The sequence below is a fragment of the Streptococcus mitis genome (assembly GCF_000722765.2).
In the GTDB taxonomy this organism is placed as follows: Bacteria; Bacillota; Bacilli; order Lactobacillales; family Streptococcaceae; genus Streptococcus; species Streptococcus mitis_AQ.
Genome location: NZ_CP028415.1, coordinates 219,725 through 240,172, shown reverse-complemented (window position 1 = coordinate 240,172; position 20,448 = coordinate 219,725). Strand labels below are relative to the sequence as shown.

Genomic DNA, 20,448 nt, shown 5'->3' with positions numbered 1-20,448 from the left:
TAACAAGAAAGCTAGGCTTTGACAAGCATCTTAGCGAAATAGATTGACTACCGAATCCCATATCGTTTGAGCCTTTTCCTTAATCTTCGCATCCGAGATAGCACGACTGGCCTCATCTACCAGATTTTGTGCACGACTTCTAATATCAGAAAGGCTATTATCCGCCTGATTTTCTTCATTTCTCTGTACTTGATTTCTTGTATTGGCTGGTGCAATTCCATTTTGCTTATAAGCATTTTCAACTGTAAAGGTACTTCCTGGTGTATAAGGTAAAATGGTATTTGCAATATTTCTAAAGACATGGGCTGCACCGTTTGAAGTAGAGCCTGCTAGATAGTGGTTTTCATCAGTGGTCGGAAAACCAAGCCAGTGACTAATCACTACATCCGGGGTATAGCCAATTACCCACTGGTCACTTGTGTATTCAGGATTGAAAACCGCTTCAGTTGTACCAGTTTTCCCTGCCATAACATAATCTGCAGGAGATGAACTAATACCTGTTCCGTTTGTAAATGTTCCCAACATCATACTGGTCATCTTGTCAGCTACAGACTTATCAATCACCCGTTTTTGTGAATTTTTATGGCTCGCAATGACCTGACCACTAGCATTTTCAATTCTACTAATAAAATGAGCTTCCGGCATTAAACCTTCATTTGCAAAGGCAGCATATGCTTGAGCCATTTGAAGAGGGTTGGTTTCAACACCGCTTCCCAAGGCGACACCAAGAACACGATCGACCTTTTCCATGTTGAGTCCGAATTTCTCGCCCGCCTCAAAAGCCTTATCAACGCCCAAATCATTAACAGTGGCAACAGCAGGCAGATTAAGCGATTCTGCCAAGGCTTGATACATAGGAACTTCTCGACTCGTTTTGATTCCTGCATAGTTATCAACCTTATAGCTGTCGTACTGCATGGTATGGTTATCCAACTGCTTATTCAAAGCCCAACCTGCTTCAACTGCCGGCGTATAAACAACTAAAGGCTTAATTGTAGAACCAGGACTACGTTTTGATTGAGTTGCATAGTTGAAATTTCGAAATCCAGTTTTATCATTGTCAGCAACCTGACCGACAACTCCACGAACTCCACCTGTTTTCGGTTCGAGAGCGACACTTCCTGATTGAGCAAATGTTCCATCCTCTGCCCTCGGAAATAGAGCTGTATTTTCATAGACAACCTGCATATTTGCTTGGTAGTTTTGGTCCAGCTCTGTATAAATGCGGTAGCCATTATTGACAATTTCTTCCTCTGTTAGATTATACTTGGAAACGGCTTCGTTAACCACCGCATCAAAGTAAGAAGGATAGCGATAATCTGAGATTTTTCCTTCATACTTATCATGCAATTGCGAAGTCATATCAACTTCTGCAGCTTCGGTTTCTTGGTTTTTATCAATGTAACCCGCTGCAAGCATATTTTGCAAGACAGTATCACGACGATTAGTAGAATCTTCTACAGATTTCAAGGGGTTATACAGCTCCGGACCCTTTAGCATTCCTGCCAGAGTCGCAGCTTGATCCAGACTCACTTCTGATGCAGAAACTCCAAAATATTTCTTACTCGCATCTTCTACACCCCACACACCATTTCCAAAATAAGCGTTGTTAAGGTACATGGTTAGAATTTGATCCTTACTATATTTTTTGGTTAATTCTAAAGCAAGGAAAAATTCTTTTGCTTTTCTCTCAACAGTTTGATCCTGCGACAGATAGGCATTTTTAGCCAGCTGTTGGGTAATAGTAGAACCACCACCTGAACGACCAGCAGTTACAATAGCCAAGAAGAAACGACCATAGTTAATCCCATCATTTTTATAGAAAGAACGGTCTTCTGTCGCAATAACGGCATTCTGCAAATTTTTACTGATATCAGTCAATTCAACATAAGTTCCTTTTTGACCAGACAAGGCACCAGCCTCCTTTTCTTCACGGTCAAAAATGAGAGTTCGAGTTTTCAAGGCGTTTTGCAAATCATTGACATTGGTTGACTTGGCTACAGCAAACAAATAGGTTCCAACTAGCAAGCTTGCACTCAAACCTAGTATAAGGACAATCTTTGTTAGATGATAGCGACGCCAGAATTTTCGAATCGGACCCACTTGGGCTATTTTTTTTCGATCACTGCGAGAGCGACGTAAGCTAGTAGAATCAGAGTCCTCTAGTTCACTTGTTTCTTTTTTAAAAAGAGAAAGAAATTTCTCAAATAATTTATCTAATTTCATGCGTTTATTTTATCATCTTCATCATAGGAAGACAAGAATTTAGCTATTTCCTATTCAAATAGGGCTTTTTTTGTTACAATATCTGTATGCAATTCACATTTACATTACCAGACTCTCTACCTCAAATGACGGTTAAGCAATTACTAGAGGAGCAACTCCTCATCCCTAGAAAAATCCGTCATTTTTTGAGAACCAAGAAACATATTTTGATAAATCAAGAAGAAGTTCACTGGAACGAGATGGTAAATCCTGGAGATATTTGCCTGTTAACTTTCGATGAGGAAGATTATCCCGAAAAAGAAATTCCTTGGGGCAACCCAAACCTCATTCAGGAAGTTTATCAAGATCAACACTTAGTTATTGTGAACAAACCAGAGGGGATGAAAACGCATGGTAATCAGCCAAACGAAATCGCCCTTCTTAACCATGTCAGTGCCTATGTTGGCCAAACCTGCTATGTCGTTCATCGTCTGGACATGGAAACCAGTGGTTTGGTTCTCTTTGCCAAAAATCCTTTTATCCTGCCTATTCTCAATCGCTTACTGGAGAAAAAAGAGATTTCTAGGGAATATTGGGCACAGGTCGACGGACATATCAACAGCACAGAACTTGTTTTCAAAGACAAAATTGGGCGTGATCGCCATGACCGCAGAAAACGAATAGTTGATACAAAAAATGGACAATATGCTGAAACGCATGTAAGTAGATTAAAACAATTCCCAAACAAAACTTCCTTGGTTCGTTGCAAGCTAAAGACAGGGCGAACCCATCAGATTCGTGTGCACCTTTCGCATCATAACTTCCCTATTTCAGGCGACCCTCTCTATAATAGTAAATCAAAAACAAGTCGGCTTATGCTCCACGCCTTTCGACTTTCCTTTACCCATCCACTTACATTAGAGAAATTAAGCTTCACTACCCTATCAGATACTTTTGAAAAAGAATTAAAAAAGAATGGATGATTGTGTCATCCATTTTTCCATATAAGAAAAGCAAGACCAATAGGCCTTGCTTTTATCGACTCATGAATTATTTAGCGATTTTTGCGAAGTATTCAAGAGTACGAACAAGTTGTGCAGTGTATGACATTTCGTTGTCGTACCATGATACAACTTTAACCAACTGTTTACCGTCAACGTCAAGAACTTTAGTTTGAGTTGCGTCAAACAATGAACCGTAAGACATACCTACGATATCTGAAGATACGATTGGATCTTCTGTGTAACCGTATGATTCGTTTGAAGCTGCTTTCATAGCTGCGTTCACTTCATCAACAGTAACGTTCTTTTCAAGAACTGCTACCAATTCAGTTACAGAACCTGTTGGAACAGGAACACGTTGAGCAGCTCCGTCCAATTTACCGTTCAATTCTGGGATTACAAGACCGATTGCTTTGGCAGCACCAGTTGAGTTAGGAACGATGTTAGCTGCAGCTGCACGAGCACGGCGAAGGTCACCTTTACGGTGTGGTCCATCAAGAAGCATTTGGTCACCAGTGTAACCGTGGATAGTAGTCATCAATCCTTCTACAACACCAAAGTTATCATGAAGAGCTTTAGCCATTGGAGCCAAGCAGTTTGTAGTACATGAAGCACCTGAGATAACTGTTTCAGTACCATCAAGAACGTCATGGTTAGTGTTAAATACAACTGTTTTAACATCTGATCCACCAGGAGCAGTGATAACAACTTTCTTAGCACCACCAGCGTGCAAGTGTTTTTCAGCAGCTGCTTTAGTAGCAAAGAAACCAGTTGCTTCAAGAACGATGTCTACACCGTCGTTAGCCCAGTCGATTTGTTCTGGATCACGTTCAGCAGAAACTTTAACGAATTTACCGTTAACTTCGAATCCACCTTCTTTAACTTCAACAGTACCGTCGAAACGACCTTGAGTTGTGTCGTATTTCAACAAGTGTGCAAGCATAACTGGATCTGTAAGGTCGTTGATGCGTGTAACTTCAACACCTTCTACGTTTTGGATACGACGGAAAGCAAGACGACCGATACGTCCGAAACCGTTAATACCAACTTTAACTACCATTAGTGATTTCCTCCTTATGAAAATCATGAAATTTTTATTGTGAAAAGAGTAACTTGAATCACTACAAATCACCTTTCAACAAACCTATTATATAACTATTTAAGTTTAATTGCAAGTACGGGCGTTGTTTTTTGTCTATACCCCACTTATTTTTCTTTCTCCTTTGAAAGCCTATACTGCTGTCTTTCTTTGTCTACCTAGTCATTTCCCACTTTCCTTTTCAGATGAAAAGTGAAAATAGAAAAGATAAAAATTATTTTCAATCTTCCAATTTTACAAAAAAGAGACAGGAAATTCCTGCCTCTAGGCTGATAACAATTATTTACGGCGTCCTGGTCTTTCTTTGTAACCATAGTAAGAATCTTCGATGATTTCTTGCATATGGTCAACCATTGGAAGGCGTGGGTTAGCTGGTGAACATTGATCTTCGTAAGCAAGGAAGGCCAATTCACGTGAATGTTCTTTCCATTCTTTTTCATCGATTCCTTGTGCTTTGAAGTTCATTTGGATACCTACGCGCTCACCAAGTTCGTAGACAGCTTTTGCGTAAGATTCCACACCTTCTTCTGGAGTAGAAGCTGGAAGTCCAAGCATGCGTGCGATATCTTGGTATTTTTCATCTGCACGGTAGTAGTTGTACTTAGGCCATGTTGCTGTCTTAGCTGGACGTGTACCGTTGTAGCGGATAACGTATGGGAGCAAGATTGCATTTGTACGACCGTGAATTGTGTGGAATTGCGCACCAATCTTATGGGCCATTGAGTGAGAAATACCTAGGAAGGCATTGGCAAAGGCCATACCAGCGATTGTTGAAGCGTTGTGCATTTTCTCACGTGAATGGAAGTCTGCGTTCTTAACTGAGCTTTCAAGGTTTTCAAATACAAGTTTGATGGCTTGAAGTGCAAGACCGTCAGTGTAGTCGCTAGCCATTTGTGATACGTAAGCTTCAGTCGCGTGAGTCAATACGTCCATACCAGTGTCCGCAGCAACAAATCCAGGAACTGTCAATACCAAAGCAGGGTCTACGATTGCTACAGTTGGTGTCAATGAGTAGTCAGCGATTGGGTATTTACGGTTGTTTGCTTTATCAGAGATAACGGCAAATGGTGTTACTTCAGATCCTGTACCAGATGTAGTTGGAATCGCGATGAATTTAGTCTTCTTACCAAGCAATGGGAATTTGAAGGCACGTTTACGGATATCCATGAATTTTTGAACAAGGTCACGGAAGTCCACTTCTGGTTGTTCGTAGAAGAGCCACATTACTTTAGCAGCATCCATTGGAGATCCACCACCAAGAGCGATGATTGTATCTGGTTTGAAGGCACGCATAATCTCAGTACCACGGTTTACAGTTGTGATATCTGGATCTGGTTCTACATCAGCAAAGATTTGGTAAACCACCTTATTGCGACGAAGATCAAGTTGTTCGATGATACGATCAAGGAAGCCAAGCTCTACCATGGCATGGTCAGTAACGATCATGACACGTTCAACGTCACGACATTTTTGAAGGTATTGAATTGAATCACGTTCAAAGTATGTTTTTGAAGGAAGTTTCATCCATTGCATGTTATTTCTCCGTCTTCCAACTTTTTTGATATTCAAAAGGTTAATGGCACTAACGTTATCCCCAACTGAGTTGCGTCCGTAAGAACCACATCCGAGTGTCAATGATGGCAAGAAGGCATTGTAAACGTCCCCGATACCACCGAAAGTAGAAGGTGAGTTACAGATAACACGAATAGCTTTAACAGCTTTACCAAATTCTTTAGTCAATTCTTCGTCAGCTGTGTGGATAGCTGCTGAGTGTCCAAGACCGTTAAATTCAACCATTTGACGAGCCTTAGTAATACCATCTTCACGGCTTTCAGATTTCAAAACTGCGATAACTGGTGACAATTTTTCACGGGTCAATGGCTCATTTTCACCAACTTCTTTACATTCTGCAGCAAGAATGTTTGTTCCTTCTGGAACTGTAAATCCTGCTTGTTCTGCAATCCAAGTTGCTGGTTTACCAACGATGTCAGCGTTCAATTTTGCACCAGCACAGTTTTTGCTGTTTGCTTTCACGCCGAAGCAGAATTCTTCAAGAAGTGCTTTTTCTTTTTTGTTTACAAAGTAAGTGTGGTAAGATTTGAACTCTGCTACAAATTCATCGTAAATTTCTTTATCAATGATAACTGCTTGTTCAGATGCACAGACCATACCGTTGTCAAATGATTTAGACATAACGATATCGTGTGCTGCTTGACGGATATTTGCTGATTTTTCAACATAAGCTGGAACGTTTCCGGCACCTACCCCAAGAGCTGGTTTACCACATGAGTAAGCCGCCTTAACCATGGCATTACCACCTGTTGCAAGGATTGTCGCAACACCTTCGTGGTTCATAAGAGCACTAGTTGCTTCCATAGATGGTTCAGTGATCCACTGTACGCAGTTTTCAGGAGCTCCTGCTTTAATCGCAGCATCACGAACGATTTGAGCTGCGTGAGCTGATGATTCTTGAGCTGATGGGTGGAAGGCAAAAACGATTGGATTACGCGTCTTCAATGAAATCAATGATTTGAAGATTGCTGTTGATGTTGGGTTTGTTGTAGGAGTAATACCACAGACAACACCAACCGGTTCAGCTATAAGAGTCAAACCTGTTACATCGTCTTCTTCAATAACGCCAACTGTTTTAGTGTGACGCATGTTGTTTACTACGTGTTCACAAGCAAACAAGTTCTTAGTTGCTTTGTCTTCAAATACACCACGTCCTGTTTCTTCATAGGCATGTAGAGCTAATTCCCCGTGGGCATCCAAAGCTGCTACTGATGCTTTGGCAACGATATAGTCAACCTGCTCTTGGTCCAACTTACGCATTTCCTCAAGAGCAACTAGAGCTTTTTGCACCAAGCCGTCGACATGCTTTTCAGCAGCGAGTTTCTTTTCCTCTGGTGTCACAGTTTTTTTATCAGCCATATTTTCCTCCATAGCTTTCAAGGATCGATATCCTTTGTTAATTTTTTCACAAGTTTATTATAACGCATTATTTCAACTTTGTAAACAGTTTCATAAACATTTCACAAAGAATTTTTAAACCCTTGTGAAATTTTTCTCATTTTCCTTTATTATCAGTTTTTTTCTTCAAAGTTTGTGAAAATTATTTCAAATATTTTTTATTTCACAAGCTTGATTGGAAGAGGAGCTTGGAAGGAGATAGATTTTCTAGTAAGCGCTTACTTTTAGATGCTAGCAATACCTCCTTTGATAAGGAGGCTTTATTTTTGTTGAAAAACGCCTTGTTTAAAAGTCCCTTCATAAACAACTTCTTGTTCTGTTGTTAGTTTTCCTTTTCCTTCAGCCTGACCATTTACAAAATCACCTTCGTAGGTCCAGCCTTCTTTGGATTGAAAGGTACCTTTTCCGTTGAAGGCTCCATTGTTGAAGCCACCTGTATATTGGTCTCCATTTTGGAAGGTAATGGTTCCTTGGCCATTCATTTTACCACGTACAAGACTGCCGTCGTAAACAATCGTTCCATTATCAAGCTTTAGAACACCTTTTCCGGGAATATTTAGAAAAAAGACGAGTACAGCACAGAAAATAATGGCAACTACTGCTAAAAGCTCTAAACGTGGACGAGTCAGATACACTCGATACTTTTCGTAAAAATTCTTAAGATTTTCCACCTTCACTCTCCTTTTCTAAACGTTCTAACCAAGCTTGGCAACCCTCTTGAACACGCTGATAGGTTTCCTCAAAATCTCCTGTATACCAAGGATCCGGAACACTTTCAGATGCAAATGAGTAAATCTTATCTTGAAAGCCTGCTGGACACATCTGACGTAAGTCAGAAACATTTGATGCGTCCATTCCGATAATATAATCAAAGGCTTCAAAATCTTCCTTACTAATCTGAAGCGATGTCTTGCCTTTTTCATAAGGAATCTCATACTGTTGAAAAATCCCTTGAGTTCCCTTATGAATCGGATTGCCATGTTCCCAAGAAGAGGTCGCTCGACTTTGGATTTCATAATTATCTGTCATTGATTTCATAACAAACTCAGCCATAGGACTACGGCAAATATTTCCCAGACAGACAAAGACCAGTTTTTTCATCCCATTTCCTTTCTTTTATAGAAAAACGGGAGTTCGTGATCCCGTCTTATTTTTCAATTGCGCCTTCTAGTGAAGCTGTTTCTTTCAGCGGTAATACTGTCTTGATAGCAGCTAGTTCAAAAGTCAAGTAAACTCCATCTACATCAAGAACAATCGTTCTCTTCTCCGTATCTACTTCATCGACTGTTCCGTAAAGTCCACCGATTGTAATCACTTCATAGCCTTTTTGTAGTTTATTTAAGCTTTCCATACGTTTTTGTGCTTGTTTCTTTTGAGAGCGTTGCATAAAGAACATCAAGCCTAACATCGCTACAAGCATAATTAAAAATGTATAATTTGGATTCATTTTCTTCTCCTTTGTCTTTTACATAGGACTACTATATCAAATTTCAGCTACTTTTACAAGATTGTACCTTGCTTTTCTAGTAAGAAAAACCAGAGCTTGCGCCCTGATTTTTAGGATTATTTCAAGTTTTGAACGACTTTTACAAGATTTTCAACAGTAAAGCCATATTCTGCCAATACTTTTGGTGCTGGAGCAGAGGCTCCGAAGGTATCAATACCTAGAACGGCACCATCTAGTCCAACATATTTGTACCAGTTTTGAGTTGCACCCATTTCGACTGCGACACGACGACGAACTGCATTTGGAAGAATTTCTTCCTTGTATGCTGCATCTTGTTTATCAAAGACATCTGTAGATGGCATGCTGACTACGCGGACTTTTGCACCTTGACTAGCCAATTCTTTGGCAGCTGAGACAGCAAGATTAACCTCTGAACCTGTCGCAATCAAGATGGTATCAAAGTCTGCTGCATTTTCATAGACAACATAGGCACCTTTTGCAACTTTATCAAAGTCTGTTCCTTCTTCAACAGTCAAGTTTTGACGTGTCAAGACAAGGGCAGTTGGTGTTTTCTTACTTGTCACTGCAAGGTACCAAGCTGCTTGCGTTTCACGCGCATCTGCTGGACGGAAAACATTTAGATTTGGCATAGCACGAAGACCTGCTAAGTGCTCAACTGGTTCGTGCGTTGGGCCATCTTCCCCTACCGCAATAGAATCGTGGGTAAAGACATAAGTCACAGGAAGACCTTGCAAAGCTGACAAGCGGACAGCTGCCTTCACATAGTCAGAGAAGACGAAGAAAGTTCCACCGTATACACGAAGTCCACCGTGAAGGGCCATCCCGTTCAAGATAGTTCCCATTGCAAATTCACGAACACCAAACTGAATGTTGCGGTTCAAGCGGTTGGAATCGTCTTGAAGTCCGTCAGTCTTGATATAAGTCATGTTTGAGTGAGCAAGGTCAGCTGATCCACCTAGGAAGGTTGGTAACTTAGCCGCCACAACATTTAAGGCATCTTGGCTTGAATTACGAGTTGCTTGAGAGAAACCATTTTCTAAAGCTGGGAAGTCTGCTGGAGTCACTTCAACTGTATCACGTCCATCAATAATGGCTTCTACTTCTGCAGCCAATTCTGGATGCGCTTCTTTATAGTCAGCAACTAATTTTGTCCAAGCTTGATAAGCTGATGCGCCACGGTCTGCAACATGTTCTTTGAAATCAGCATAAACTTGTTCTGGAATTTCAAATGGTTCGTAGTCCCAACCAAGCGCTTGACGAGTTGCTGCAGTTTCATCTGCTCCAAGAGGAGCACCGTGTACGGCATTGGTTCCTTGTTTGTTTGGAGAACCGTATCCAATAACAGTCTTCACTTCAATCAAAGATGGCTTACCTGAAGCTTTAGCTGTTTCGATAGCAGCATGAATAGCTTCCAAGTCTGTTCCATCTTCAACCAAGGCTGTATGCCAACCATAGGCATTGTAACGGTCACGAACACTTTCTGTAAAGGAATCCTTTGTCTCACCATCCAGGTTGATGTCATTTGAATCATAAAGAACAACCAACTTGTCTAGTTTTTGCAAGCCTGCGTATGAAGCCGCCTCACTTGAAACACCTTCCATCAAATCTCCGTCTCCACAAATAACGTAAGTATAGTGGTCAAAGATATTGTAGCCTTCGCGGTTATATTTAGCTGCCAAAAAACGTTCTGCTTGGGCAAAACCAGTAGCAGTTGAAATCCCTTGCCCTAGAGGACCTGTTGTAGCATCAATTCCTGCTGTATGGCCAAATTCTGGGTGACCAGGTGTTTTTGAACCCCATTGACGGAAGTTCTTAATCTCATCCATGCTGACATCTTCAAAACCAGAAAGGTGAAGAAGGGCATAAAGAAGCATTGAACCATGGCCAGCTGAAAGAATAAAGCGGTCGCGGTTAATCCAGTTTGGTTGAGCTGGATTGATACGAAGTTGTTTTGTAAAGAGGCTGTAAGCCATCGGAGCTGCTCCCATAACCACACCTGGGTGACCTGAGTTGGCTTTATTGATGGCGTCAATACCTAGGAAACGAATTGCATTAACAGATAGATTTGACATAGAATTTCCTTTCTATTTGAGGTGATTATTGAATCACACATTCTATTTTACTATTATATGAAAATTATCCGTATCATGCAACATACGGATAACATCCAAAGAATATTTTTATATTAGAGCAAGAATTTAAATTGAATATTAGAGTCTTGTTCAAAGCAATCATCAAAGCCACGTGGGTGGTGGTACTCAATTCTGTCCTTATCTTGCGGATAAGTGTACTTGCCACCAACTTCCCAGATAAATGGGTGGAATTGATATTGTAAGCATTCCTTACGCATTTTCCAAAGGGCAAGGATTTCGTCGGTTGAAGCCATAAAGTTAGACCAAATATCGTAGTGAACTGGTAAAATCAGGCTAATTTCCAGTCAAAATCTGCTTTTCGATCAGGTTTTCGATTTGGTACTGGAGTTCCTTGGCTTCTTCGCTATTGGTAAGATAATGCCCCAAGAGCCACTCTAGCTCACTTCTGAAATTGCTGTGCTGACTGGCTATCAGGCGATACTTGATAAAGCTGTTGAGCTTGACCACGTCTTCATAGTCAAAAATAGGATTGACCTGCACCAGCGGAAATCTACTGCTAAGCCCGTCGCTGGTCACAATCAGCAAATCCACTTCCAGCAGGTCTTCCACGCTCTTAAATTGCTCACTGGTAAAGACCGCGCGGATATAGTCATGCGGAAAATAATACTGGCACTGCTTGAGCAAGAGGCGCTGGACTGCCACCCCCTCATCGCAGACAATATAAATCTGCTTGACCTCCTTGGGCTCCGTCGCCTGCGGCTTCAAAGCACCACCTAGGTGCATAGCCAAGTAGGCAATCTCGCCTCGCGTCAGCGAAATGAGCCAAGCCTCCTCTAAAATCCCCACGCTCTGCTCGGTATAGTGATAAAGCTCAGGATACTTTTGCAAAATGTGCTGCGTCAGCGGATTTTTGGACAAAATGCCATAAGTCTTGCGGAACAAAAGCGCCTTACAGTGGGTCATGAGATTGCGAATCAGATCGTCACGATTTTCCAGCTCATAGGGAGAATGCGCTTCAAAATCCCAGATGAAATTGTCAATGGCCAGTTGCAAATCCGCGAAATCTTCACTAGTTGCATGTAAATCCTGGTCTTTTCGATGAGAAAGCAATAAAACCGCAATCCAAGACAGCTCAATCTCATCCAAACGCAAGCCCAATTTTTCGTCCAGCAAAGTCTGAAGTTTCTTAGCCGTGCTGTATTCCACGCGCTTACGAATAAGAGAAAACTCGCGGTACAAATCGTCCCTCTCCTGCTCGCTCAAGGTCATATTACGGTAGGACAGCAGCAGATAAGGCAGAACCTTGAGCATAAACTCGATTTCATAGCGATTGATTTTCTTGCCCAAGTCCTGCTCGATAAAATGCACCTGCTGGTTGAGAAAAATTTGTAATTCCTCGGACAGCAGCACATCTTCCTGCACAAACTGCTTGATTTTACTTCCCAAAATCCGCATAAAACCGCTATTGCCCTCAGAAAAAATCGTGGTCAACAGAGCATGAACGTACTGGACTTTATTGAGCGGGTGGCATTTGAGAACATAGCCCTGCGACTTGGTTGTAATGAGACTAATCTGATACTGCTCGACCGTCAGCTGGCTACGAATGGTGTTAAGGTCGTTGAGCACTGTATTACGCGACACCTTGGTCAAATCCATGAGCTTTTCAATCGTCACGCGCTCTTTCAAGACGCAGATAAAGAGAATCATCAGCTGCATGCGCTCTTCCATACTCATGACATAGCTGTGAGCATCCACGCTTTCAAGCAAGGCTTCACAAGCCTCTCGTTGTTCCGCTGTCAAAACCAGTCCGACCCGCGGCTGGCTGACAATCTTGTCAACTCCTTGAGGCAAAGCGTCGTTTATTTTTTCTAAATGATAATAAATTTTGCGGCGCGATTGCCCTGTGGCACGAGAAATCGCCATAATTGTTTCAGGTTCTGTCAACTGCAAAAGATAGTTGAGCAAGACAGAGCTGCTTTTATTTAAATAAATCATTTGCTTTTCTTTCCTTTAAACTTCCTTTCTAGGATATCGCAACCGCTTATAAAATTGAAAGATGAAGGATTTTTCAGCTACTTGGAAAGTCTTATTTCCCACTCCCTTGCATGTTATAATAAAAGAAAAAATGTGCTCCCCATGAATCTTAAAGAACAACAGCAGCATATTCTTTCGGGTGCCATGTACAATGACTTGACTCCCGAGTTGGTCGAAGCACGCGAAAAAACGGTCTTTCTGACCAACTGCTACAATGCCAGTTTTGGACAGCCTGCTAGCGAGCGGCATGCTATTTTAAAAGAAGTGCTTAAATCCGTCGGAAAAAATGCCCATTTTGAGCCGAATTTTCGTTGTGAGTTCGGCTACAATATCAGCATCGGGGACAATTTTTATGCAAATTTTGACTGTGTTATGCTGGACGGTGGCGGTATTGAGATTGGTGACAATGTCCTTTTTGGACCGCGCGTCGGACTCTACACGTCCAATTATGCTCTGGATGCTTGGGAGCGTAGTCAGGGGCCTGCTATGCCAAGCCGATTAAGATTGGCGACAATGTCTGGCTAGGTGCTGGAGTTCATGTCAATCAAGGTGTGACGATTGGAGACAATAGTGTCAACTGAAGTAAGTTCCCTACCTCAGTTTTATTTTTCCAGCAGCCGCGCGATGTCTGCTTCTAAGTTTTCCAAGGAAGTCGGATATTCTAGGGCAAGATAGCGCACATGGCTAAAGCGCTTCATGAGGCTAGGAGCATCTAACTCACCTTCAAATAAACTAGCAATCTCCACTTGACCATTTACATGACGGTAATTTTTGCAATGGAGGTAATCGGTAACTTCTGCCAAGCTAGCAAAAGCCTGCTCTATATCTTCTCCAAGCCAAGCCCAGTTGCCAAGGTCAAAAACGAAAGCAATAGGCAGGTCTGCTGCGATGACCTTGTTCATCATCAAACGGCAATTCTTGATACTGGCATAAAGAGGGTCTTGGTTATTTTCCAGCTTAAGTCCGACAGATGATTGAAAACTAGGCGCCAACTCTGCCAAAGAAGCTACTGAAATCTGACTGGCATCACCCGTGTTTAATTTGATAAAGGGAGCGCCCAAGAGCTCTGCTTCCTGCCGCAAAGTCTTAAGTTTCGGATTGACCCTATCTCCTATGACAAAATCCTCATTGACACTGTAAAAGAGCGACAGCCCTAGCAGATCAGCTTTTTTTCTGATGTTTTTTAACTCTATATCAATATCCCTTAAAAACTCTCGCCGAATTTCAACCCTTGAAAGCCCTAGATTTTTGACGCTTTCTAGCAAATCTTCTTGCTTGACTCCCCTGTCTAATTCTTCCTTAAAAGCAATCGTGTTGATAATCAATTCTTCTCGCTTTATTTTCATCCCAATCCTCTATTCTAATGTCGTCCGTAGCTGACAAAGCTCTGCCCAAGCAGGCTCCATGGCTGCAAGCAAACTTTGGTAAACGCGATATTTCCTTTGATAAATCTCATGTTCCTTAGCCTGAGGCTCAAAGCGCTCCTTGACCCGAACCATTTTTTCGACAGCTTCTTCTAGGCTCAAATCTTCCACCGCTTGCAAGCAAGCAATGGCGCCACCCAGACCACCCAATTCTGACGCTTCAACCGTCTCTACTGGGATATTTAAAATATCAGCGAACATCTGCATCCAAGATGGCGAATTTGTCGCACCGCCTGACAAGCGCAAAGCGCGCGGTCTTTGCTCAATCGTCGCTAGCAAATCATCGATATGCTGCTTGTGCGCATAGACAATCCCCTCATAAACCGCCCGAATCATCTCTGACTTGCTGGACTGGGTTGTCAGACCAAAGAAACAAGCCTCAGCAGCTCTGCTGATATTGCTGCCATAAAGAAAAGGGAAAAAGAGAATCTTGCTGTAAGAAGCGTCCGTCTCCTGCAAAAACACTTCCAGTACATCGTAAATAGAGGAATTCGAATCCTTGAGATTTTGGATTTCCTCCATCATCAGCATTTTTATCATAGCATCCAAATTGCCCGCTGAAGTTGGGCTGCCTGCCTCTATCAAAAAATCGCGATTGGGAAAATAAGAGTGCATCAAGCCGCTATCTTGGCTGACTGCCGTCTTGCTGGGATAAGTATTGATATTCCAAGTGCCTGAAATCACGCTAAAAGTGCTGGCGTCTAAGACGCCAGAGCCGATTGCGCAAGCATCAATATCAAAGAGCCCACCAATCACAGGCGTTCCTGCAAGAAGTCCCGTTGCTGCGGCAGCTTCTTGGCTCAAGCCACCAACAAGCTCTGCATAGTCCACTTGAGGCGCCAAAAGCTCGTATATTTCTTCAATACCAAAGAAAGCCGTAATTCTTTTGTCGTAAGTGCCCGTCTGGAAGTTAATCCAGTGATTTCCTGAAGCATCTCCCATCTCTTGCTGAATACGCCCAGTCAGCTTGAAACGGACATAGTCCTTGGCCGACAGAATTGCCCCAATATTCTGGTAAATCTCTGGTTCATATTCTTTGAGCCAGCGAAGCAAAACGGGATTTTGCACGGCAACAACATGCTGGTGCGTCAAGTCCCAGATTTCGTCTAGCCGCTCCTCAAATTCTTGAGCCAGCTCGACCGCTCGCTCATCTGTAGACAAGATACCGCGCGTAAATTCCTGACCGTTTTTATCCAGCAGATAGAGGCCTTTCCCATGACCAATACAGGCAAGAGCGCTGATGTCTTCTGCCTTAAGCTGGGCATTTTTGACAGCTTGCCTCATAGCCTGACAAATCCCCTGCCAGGTCTCTTTCAAATCCACTTCGCGATAGCCTGCTTTTTCCTCAATCTTCTTGGTACTAAAAGCAGACTGCCCTAATTGTCGCCCTTCTTCATCAAATACGATTGCCTTGGTATTAGTGCCCCCATAATCGATACTTAAAAAATATTTCATTTTTCTCCTCCGATTTCAAGTATAAAAGAAGCTGAGATTGCCTCACAGCTTCTTTATGAACAAGCACATGCGGCTTTAATACAAGCCTAATTCCTTAGTCGCTGCATCAACCGCTTCACGGTTTGCTTGAACAGCCGACGGCTTAAAGTAAACGCGCTCTGCATTATTGTAGAGGACATCTTCTAGCTCTTCTAGCGTGAAAATATCCACGTGCTCCAGCCAAGTTGCCAACTCTTCATAAGTGTTAAAAGTAGCTGACCAAGGCGAATCTGTGCCCCAGATGATGCGCTTCGCTCCCAGCACTTCCTTAGCAATCCGAACATTCTTTTCAGATTTAGGGAATGGGAAAGTATCTGGACGGTCAATATCTTGGATAGCAGAAATATCTGTGTAGATATTTGGTAAATCTTTCCACATGCTGAGTTCCGCCCGCAGACGATTTGGTGTATCCGCATGCGGGAATGACAAATGGCAAACAACAAAGTCAAGGCTTGGATGCAAACGAGCAAGATTGGCAATAGCATCCGGCTGGTGGCTGATTTGGTCAAAGTTGCCATAGTCCACAGTGATAACGAAGCCTGGATAATCCAGCAAGTAGCTCAAAATCAAGCTGACATGCGGGTCACTGTCCAAGCGGAAAGGCGTCTTTTGTCCACGATAGCCGTGAATACCACCACCTTGGCTGATTTCAAATTTGAGTGCTCTAAAGCCCAGCTCTTCTACATGACGGCGAACAATCTGCATGGCATTTTCAGCAAATGGATCCACCGAAAATGCGCCTGTAAAGCGGTCTGGGTAGCGCTTAATCGCCAGATGAGTATAGTAGTTTTGATAGCCATTCAAGTGGCCTTGCAAAATCACCGCTTTCTCAATATCATTGGCATCCATGTACTTCAAGAAAGCCTCTGCTGTAAAGTCCTTGTCGCCATAGCCATCTGGAATGAGCTTAATCAATTCGCCGTCGTCCCAAATGGCATAGCCATCGCCCAGAGCATTCAGTCTGCCCTTGCCATTAAAACCAGCAATAGTATTTAAAATATGTGCATGTCCGTCAATTTTCTTCATGATACAGTCCTCCAAATTCAAATCTGTCATTCATTAGTCTTCGCTAATTATAATCTTTTCTTTACTTCCTTCAAAGCCACTATTTTTATCTGCCATTTTCCGCAAATAAGCATAGATAGACTCGCGTTTTGTCCGTAGGAAGAAAAGAGATACTAGGTAAACAGCAATCGTCACGCCAATCCAAAGCGGATTGCCCGAAATCCAAGCAAAGAAGACGAGAGCCGTCAAAGGGTGGGCCAAAAGATTGAAACTCATAATCAAGACCACTCCTGCTGGCAAGACCGATCCATATTGCTGCACAGCTTCCGTATAAATTGGACCGAGGGCGCTGGCCGCATAAAGTCCTAGTGAAAACCAAACGATTCCGTTTAGAATCGCCTTGAGGATATTTCCTTTTGATACGGCAATCATGGCTTCAATCATAAAGGGAATAGCAATCAAGTCAACGACCGGAAGCGCGCGGTTGCCCGGCAAAATCAAGGAAATCAAGACCATGATTGGTACCAGAATGAGCCCTGCAATGATAGTGGCAGGTTCACCAAAACCAACTCCGTCATCCACTGCGATAAACCAGCGTTTCTTGTCTGCCAGTCCGTCTTCTTCTTCGCTTTCTTTTTTCTTGTTCTTTTCGACCGCTTCAGCCAGAGGTCCGAAAGCGCTTGCAAATACGCCTGTAATCAAGGGGAAAATGGTCATAACGGCTGCAAGTGACATCGCAAAACCTAGAATTCCACCCCAGGCTTCCAAACTCGCCAGATTTTTCAAGCTACCTAGAATCCCGATAATCATCCCCAGCAAGAAACCGAGAGTCATAGGTTCTCCGAAAATTCCCAGCTTGGTTTTCAGCGATTCTGGATTGAGTTTGACCTTGTTGATACCAATAAGATTCCACAGCGGATCCAATACTAAGGCTGGAATCAAGGTTTCGATATTGTGAATAGAGTTGATTGTTGCATTTTTGACTCTGTAGTATTCTGACCAGCGCTCTGCTACCACTTCTGACATAATCAGTGAGTAAAGAAGGACAAAGACCATGAAAGCAAAGGAGAGGGTAAAGTTTCCTGTTGCCGCATAAGCCATGGTTCCCCAAATCATGTAGCCGAAGTTATTCCAGAGATTGGACGGTACAAAGACCCGCGTAATCCCAAAAAGGAAAAGAAGCAACTCAATCAGTAGACCAAAAACGAAGAAGGACAGACCGATTGAAGAAGAGAAGGCAGTCAGAGAACCCGTTTGCCAACCGATGTCAACGATAGGCAAATTGAGCCCTGCCGTGTCAACCATTTGCTGGATGTACTTGGTTACCAGCGGAGTAAAAGCAGAGATGACCCAGCCAAATCCTGTCAAACCAACCCCCGCGCGCAGGGCACTGAAAAAAGCGCGCTTGGGACTGACTTTCAAGAACAGACTAACAATAAAAATCATTACTGGCACAACGATTGCTGCACCAAAAACATCGAAAAATTTTTGTAAGGCTTCTAGCATAGTTTTACCCTTTTTCCTTTATTTTATTTGTTTACGACATTAACAGGGTTCCCTTCGAAGAAGGAAAGAATATTCGCTGCAGCTTCTGCTGCCAAGGTACGGCGACCTTCAATCGTTCCCGTTCCTGCATGCGGCGCCATGATAACATTGTCCAAAGCGCGAAGCTCTTCAGAAACTTCTGGCTCAAACTCAAAGACATCCAAACCAGCTCCCGCTATCTCTCCAGTTTTAAGCGCTTCAATCAAGTCTTCTTCAGACACAATCGGACCACGCGCTGCATTGATTAGATAGCTTCTGTTCTTCATTTTCTTGAACACTTCTTTGTTAAATTTGTGGTGAGTTGACGGTAAAGAGGGAGCATGAATGGTAATGACATCAGCCTTCTCAACCAAATCATCAAATTCCACATAGCTAACGCCCAATTCTTTTTCCCTCTCCTCTGGCAATCGATAGAGGTCGTGATAGAGCACTTTCATCCCAAAAGCCTTGGCGAAGCCAGCCACAGTTGAACCAATACGCCCCATACCGTAGATACCAAGCGTTGCGCCCTCAAGTGTCAGCCCTTGATAGCGTCTTTCGCTCGGGTCAATCCAGTTTCCTGTACGGACAATCTTGTCATAGAAGGCTAAACGTTTGGTAGCGGCTAAGAGAAGGGCAAAAGTCATTTCAGCTGTCGGTACCCGCACGGCTTGCGGCGAATTGGAGACCACAATCCCTTTTTGTTTGGCGTATTCGATGTCCACATGGTCAAAACCAACCGCATTAAGAGAGATGATTTGCAAGTTTTTCCCCGCATCGATCATTTCCTTGTCCCCTTTTTGCCCCATTAAGAGCCAAGCGTCGTACTCAGGCAAGTGTTCCAGCACATAGTCGCGTGAAAACGGCTCCCCATCTGAGTAGGTCACATCGTACTTTTCCATTAGCTTGTCCAAGCCTTCCTTAGGCACAATTCCCGTCACAAGAACTTTCTTCTTAGGCATTCTTTTCCTCCTTTTGTAGTTCGTAAAGAGCAACTGTATTTTTCCCATTATTCGCCGAAAAGATATAGGATTTCCCAGCTTTTTCAAAAGCCAAACAGTTGCTAGAAGCAACTTCTGGAGCAATCATGTGTTCCAGAAAACGTCCATTCTCATAGGTAAAAGCAATCAAGTGCTTCTTCCCTGAGCGCCAGCCAAAGACAAAGGTTGGCTGACCAAGTAAAGTCCCCGACCAGATAGCGTGCCCAAAAGGTGTCGCTTCTGGATAGGCAAATAATTCCTCCTTAAAATCTTCTGACAAAATTCGCAAGCTATCGCCATGGAAAGCCTGGATAATCATATTTTCCAGACTACCATCACCGTCCATGTCCAACTGTACAATATCGCTCGTTTCTTCATCAAAGAGCTGGGTCAAAGTCCAGTCAGACGCATCTTGCGGATAGTCCAAACGATAAATCCCTTCCACCGCTGTGATAAGCGAGTAATGCTCCGCGTGAACAGGATAGTAACCGTGATTTTTCTTGAGACGAAGTGGCAATTCTTCTACATTTGTCAGCTGCCTTATCTGTTTATCAAAATGACCGACAAAAATTTTCCCGTCATCCGACCAATCCTCGACAAACTGCTTGGAATTGGCAATCGTACAACCGATAAAAAGAATAGCTCCACGCTCATTGTCAACTAAATCAAAGCGATGCAGATAAGGAAAAGCCCCCACTTCCGTGATTGTCCACTTGCCCTCGCCCTCGAACTGTCCGTGAACAATCCGGCAATCCTTGGCATCAAAACCGGGATAAAAGCGCTGGGTTGCCAAGAAATCCAGCGTCCCTGGCACTTGGATAATGGACATGGTGCCACCAACCTCGCTCCAAAGTACCGTCCTTGCGAAATCGCGATTGACATCATAGGCCAAGCAGGCATTTTCGGTCTCCGAAGCCACCAAAAGATAGTCGTTAGCGCTATCGGTCAACCTTGCAACGGCATAGCAGGCATCCAAGGGGTCGCTTAATATTGTTTTACTATTCACTAGGTCTCCTTTCTAGACGAGCAGTCAACCTTTCACTGCGAAATTATTTTCAAACTCTGAGTGAAGCGGTTAACTTATTTTCGAAAAATAAAAGTGAACTACATTTCCCTTATAAAATAATGCTTCAATTTTAAGGTTAACCGTT

The 20,448-nt window shown here is 42.9% G+C and carries 17 protein-coding genes and 1 pseudogene; 3 read left to right on the top strand and 15 right to left on the bottom strand.

Annotated elements, in window-relative coordinates:
- Window positions 1-30: 30 nt before the first annotated feature.
- Window positions 31-2,226 (bottom strand): penicillin-binding protein PBP2A, encoded by a 2,196-nt coding sequence (gene pbp2a / locus SK637_RS01180; protein ID WP_033688060.1) that lies wholly within the window; start codon window positions 2,224-2,226, stop codon window positions 31-33.
- Between the two features lie 86 nt (window positions 2,227-2,312).
- Between pbp2a and SK637_RS01175 the strand changes: the two genes are divergently transcribed.
- Window positions 2,313-3,188, top strand: coding sequence for an RluA family pseudouridine synthase (locus SK637_RS01175; protein WP_080710443.1), 876 nt, complete (start codon window positions 2,313-2,315; stop codon window positions 3,186-3,188).
- Between the two features lie 67 nt (window positions 3,189-3,255).
- Here SK637_RS01175 and gap read toward each other — a convergent pair whose 3' ends face one another.
- The 8 genes and pseudogenes from gap to SK637_RS01135 form a co-directional block, all read right to left on the bottom strand.
- Window positions 3,256-4,266: a type I glyceraldehyde-3-phosphate dehydrogenase gene (gap, locus tag SK637_RS01170; protein ID WP_020903608.1), complete on the bottom strand. Its 1,011-nt coding sequence runs from the start codon at window positions 4,264-4,266 to the stop codon at window positions 3,256-3,258.
- Window positions 4,267-4,584: 318 nt separating this feature from the next.
- Complete coding sequence (gene adhE / locus SK637_RS01165) at window positions 4,585-7,236, bottom strand: bifunctional acetaldehyde-CoA/alcohol dehydrogenase (protein ID WP_033688059.1); 2,652 nt, start codon at window positions 7,234-7,236, stop codon at window positions 4,585-4,587.
- 299 nt (window positions 7,237-7,535) lie between these two features.
- Window positions 7,536-7,946: an MORN repeat-containing protein gene (locus tag SK637_RS01160; RefSeq protein ID WP_033688058.1), complete on the bottom strand. Its 411-nt coding sequence runs from the start codon at window positions 7,944-7,946 to the stop codon at window positions 7,536-7,538.
- The gene (locus SK637_RS01155; RefSeq protein ID WP_033688057.1) at window positions 7,933-8,376 is read right to left on the bottom strand and encodes a low molecular weight protein-tyrosine-phosphatase; all 444 of its coding nucleotides are present in this window, start codon (window positions 8,374-8,376) and stop codon (window positions 7,933-7,935) included. Before SK637_RS01155 ends, SK637_RS01160 begins: the two co-directional genes overlap by 14 nt.
- Window positions 8,377-8,422: 46 nt before the next feature.
- Window positions 8,423-8,722 carry a preprotein translocase subunit YajC gene (yajC, locus tag SK637_RS01150; RefSeq protein ID WP_001069289.1) on the bottom strand — a complete coding sequence of 100 codons (300 nt, stop codon included), beginning with the start codon at window positions 8,720-8,722 and terminating at the stop codon, window positions 8,423-8,425.
- Between the two features lie 116 nt (window positions 8,723-8,838).
- Entirely contained in the window at window positions 8,839-10,815 is a 1,977-nt protein-coding gene (gene tkt / locus SK637_RS01145) for a transketolase (protein WP_033688056.1), read from the bottom strand.
- 113 nt (window positions 10,816-10,928) lie between these two features.
- Window positions 10,929-11,165 (bottom strand): annotated as a pseudogene (locus SK637_RS01140) (L-ascorbate 6-phosphate lactonase); the annotation flags it as partial.
- A 4-nt stretch (window positions 11,166-11,169) separates the two neighbouring features.
- A complete protein-coding gene (locus SK637_RS01135) occupies window positions 11,170-12,831 on the bottom strand; it encodes a BglG family transcription antiterminator (RefSeq protein ID WP_033688054.1) in 1,662 nt (553 codons plus the stop codon).
- Between the two features lie 207 nt (window positions 12,832-13,038).
- Here SK637_RS01135 and SK637_RS01130 point away from each other — a divergent pair, with 207 nt between their 5' ends.
- A complete protein-coding gene (locus SK637_RS01130; protein ID WP_237397636.1) occupies window positions 13,039-13,395 on the top strand; it encodes an LbetaH domain-containing protein in 357 nt (118 codons plus the stop codon).
- Window positions 13,368-13,451: a DapH/DapD/GlmU-related protein gene (locus SK637_RS10025; RefSeq protein WP_314725764.1), complete on the top strand. Its 84-nt coding sequence runs from the start codon at window positions 13,368-13,370 to the stop codon at window positions 13,449-13,451. Before SK637_RS01130 ends, SK637_RS10025 begins: the two co-directional genes overlap by 28 nt.
- Window positions 13,452-13,472: 21 nt before the next feature.
- On the opposite strand, the gene SK637_RS01125 is transcribed toward SK637_RS10025, so the two are convergent.
- The 6 genes from SK637_RS01125 to SK637_RS01100 form a co-directional block, all read right to left on the bottom strand.
- Window positions 13,473-14,216, bottom strand: a complete 744-nt coding sequence (locus tag SK637_RS01125) for a sugar phosphate isomerase/epimerase family protein (RefSeq protein ID WP_033688053.1) — start codon at window positions 14,214-14,216, stop codon at window positions 13,473-13,475.
- Window positions 14,217-14,225: 9 nt separating this feature from the next.
- Window positions 14,226-15,749, bottom strand: a complete 1,524-nt coding sequence (locus tag SK637_RS01120; RefSeq protein WP_033688052.1) for an FGGY-family carbohydrate kinase — start codon at window positions 15,747-15,749, stop codon at window positions 14,226-14,228.
- 75 nt (window positions 15,750-15,824) lie between these two features.
- Window positions 15,825-16,814: an amidohydrolase family protein gene (locus SK637_RS01115; RefSeq protein ID WP_033688068.1), complete on the bottom strand. Its 990-nt coding sequence runs from the start codon at window positions 16,812-16,814 to the stop codon at window positions 15,825-15,827.
- A gap of 33 nt (window positions 16,815-16,847) precedes the next feature.
- The gene (locus tag SK637_RS01110) at window positions 16,848-18,299 is read right to left on the bottom strand and encodes a PTS galactitol transporter subunit IIC (RefSeq protein WP_033688051.1); all 1,452 of its coding nucleotides are present in this window, start codon (window positions 18,297-18,299) and stop codon (window positions 16,848-16,850) included.
- 23 nt (window positions 18,300-18,322) lie between these two features.
- Window positions 18,323-19,279, bottom strand: a complete 957-nt coding sequence (locus tag SK637_RS01105; RefSeq protein WP_033688050.1) for a 2-hydroxyacid dehydrogenase family protein — start codon at window positions 19,277-19,279, stop codon at window positions 18,323-18,325.
- A complete protein-coding gene (locus SK637_RS01100) occupies window positions 19,272-20,303 on the bottom strand; it encodes a hypothetical protein (protein ID WP_033688049.1) in 1,032 nt (343 codons plus the stop codon). The genes SK637_RS01105 and SK637_RS01100 overlap by 8 nt, the downstream gene beginning before the upstream one ends.
- Window positions 20,304-20,448 lie beyond the last annotated feature (145 nt).

Bases quoted from the DNA above. Each gene is read 5' to 3' on its own strand.
- SK637_RS01135 (WP_033688054.1), bottom strand. From the start codon at position 12,831: ATGATTTATTTAAATAAAAGCAGCTCTGTCTTGCTCAACTATCTTTTG.
- SK637_RS01125 (WP_033688053.1), bottom strand. From the start codon at position 14,216: ATGAAAATAAAGCGAGAAGAATTGATTATCAACACGATTGCTTTTAAG.
- SK637_RS01105 (WP_033688050.1), bottom strand. From the start codon at position 19,279: ATGCCTAAGAAGAAAGTTCTTGTGACGGGAATTGTGCCTAAGGAAGGC.
- pbp2a (WP_033688060.1), bottom strand. From the start codon at position 2,226: ATGAAATTAGATAAATTATTTGAGAAATTTCTTTCTCTTTTTAAAAAA.
- adhE (WP_033688059.1), bottom strand. From the start codon at position 7,236: ATGGCTGATAAAAAAACTGTGACACCAGAGGAAAAGAAACTCGCTGCT.
- tkt (WP_033688056.1), bottom strand. From the start codon at position 10,815: ATGTCAAATCTATCTGTTAATGCAATTCGTTTCCTAGGTATTGACGCC.
- SK637_RS01110 (WP_033688051.1), bottom strand. From the start codon at position 18,299: ATGCTAGAAGCCTTACAAAAATTTTTCGATGTTTTTGGTGCAGCAATC.
- gap (WP_020903608.1), bottom strand. From the start codon at position 4,266: ATGGTAGTTAAAGTTGGTATTAACGGTTTCGGACGTATCGGTCGTCTT.
- SK637_RS01155 (WP_033688057.1), bottom strand. From the start codon at position 8,376: ATGAAAAAACTGGTCTTTGTCTGTCTGGGAAATATTTGCCGTAGTCCT.
- SK637_RS01115 (WP_033688068.1), bottom strand. From the start codon at position 16,814: ATGAAGAAAATTGACGGACATGCACATATTTTAAATACTATTGCTGGT.
- yajC (WP_001069289.1), bottom strand. From the start codon at position 8,722: ATGAATCCAAATTATACATTTTTAATTATGCTTGTAGCGATGTTAGGC.
- SK637_RS01175 (WP_080710443.1), top strand. From the start codon at position 2,313: ATGCAATTCACATTTACATTACCAGACTCTCTACCTCAAATGACGGTT.
- SK637_RS01120 (WP_033688052.1), bottom strand. From the start codon at position 15,749: ATGAAATATTTTTTAAGTATCGATTATGGGGGCACTAATACCAAGGCA.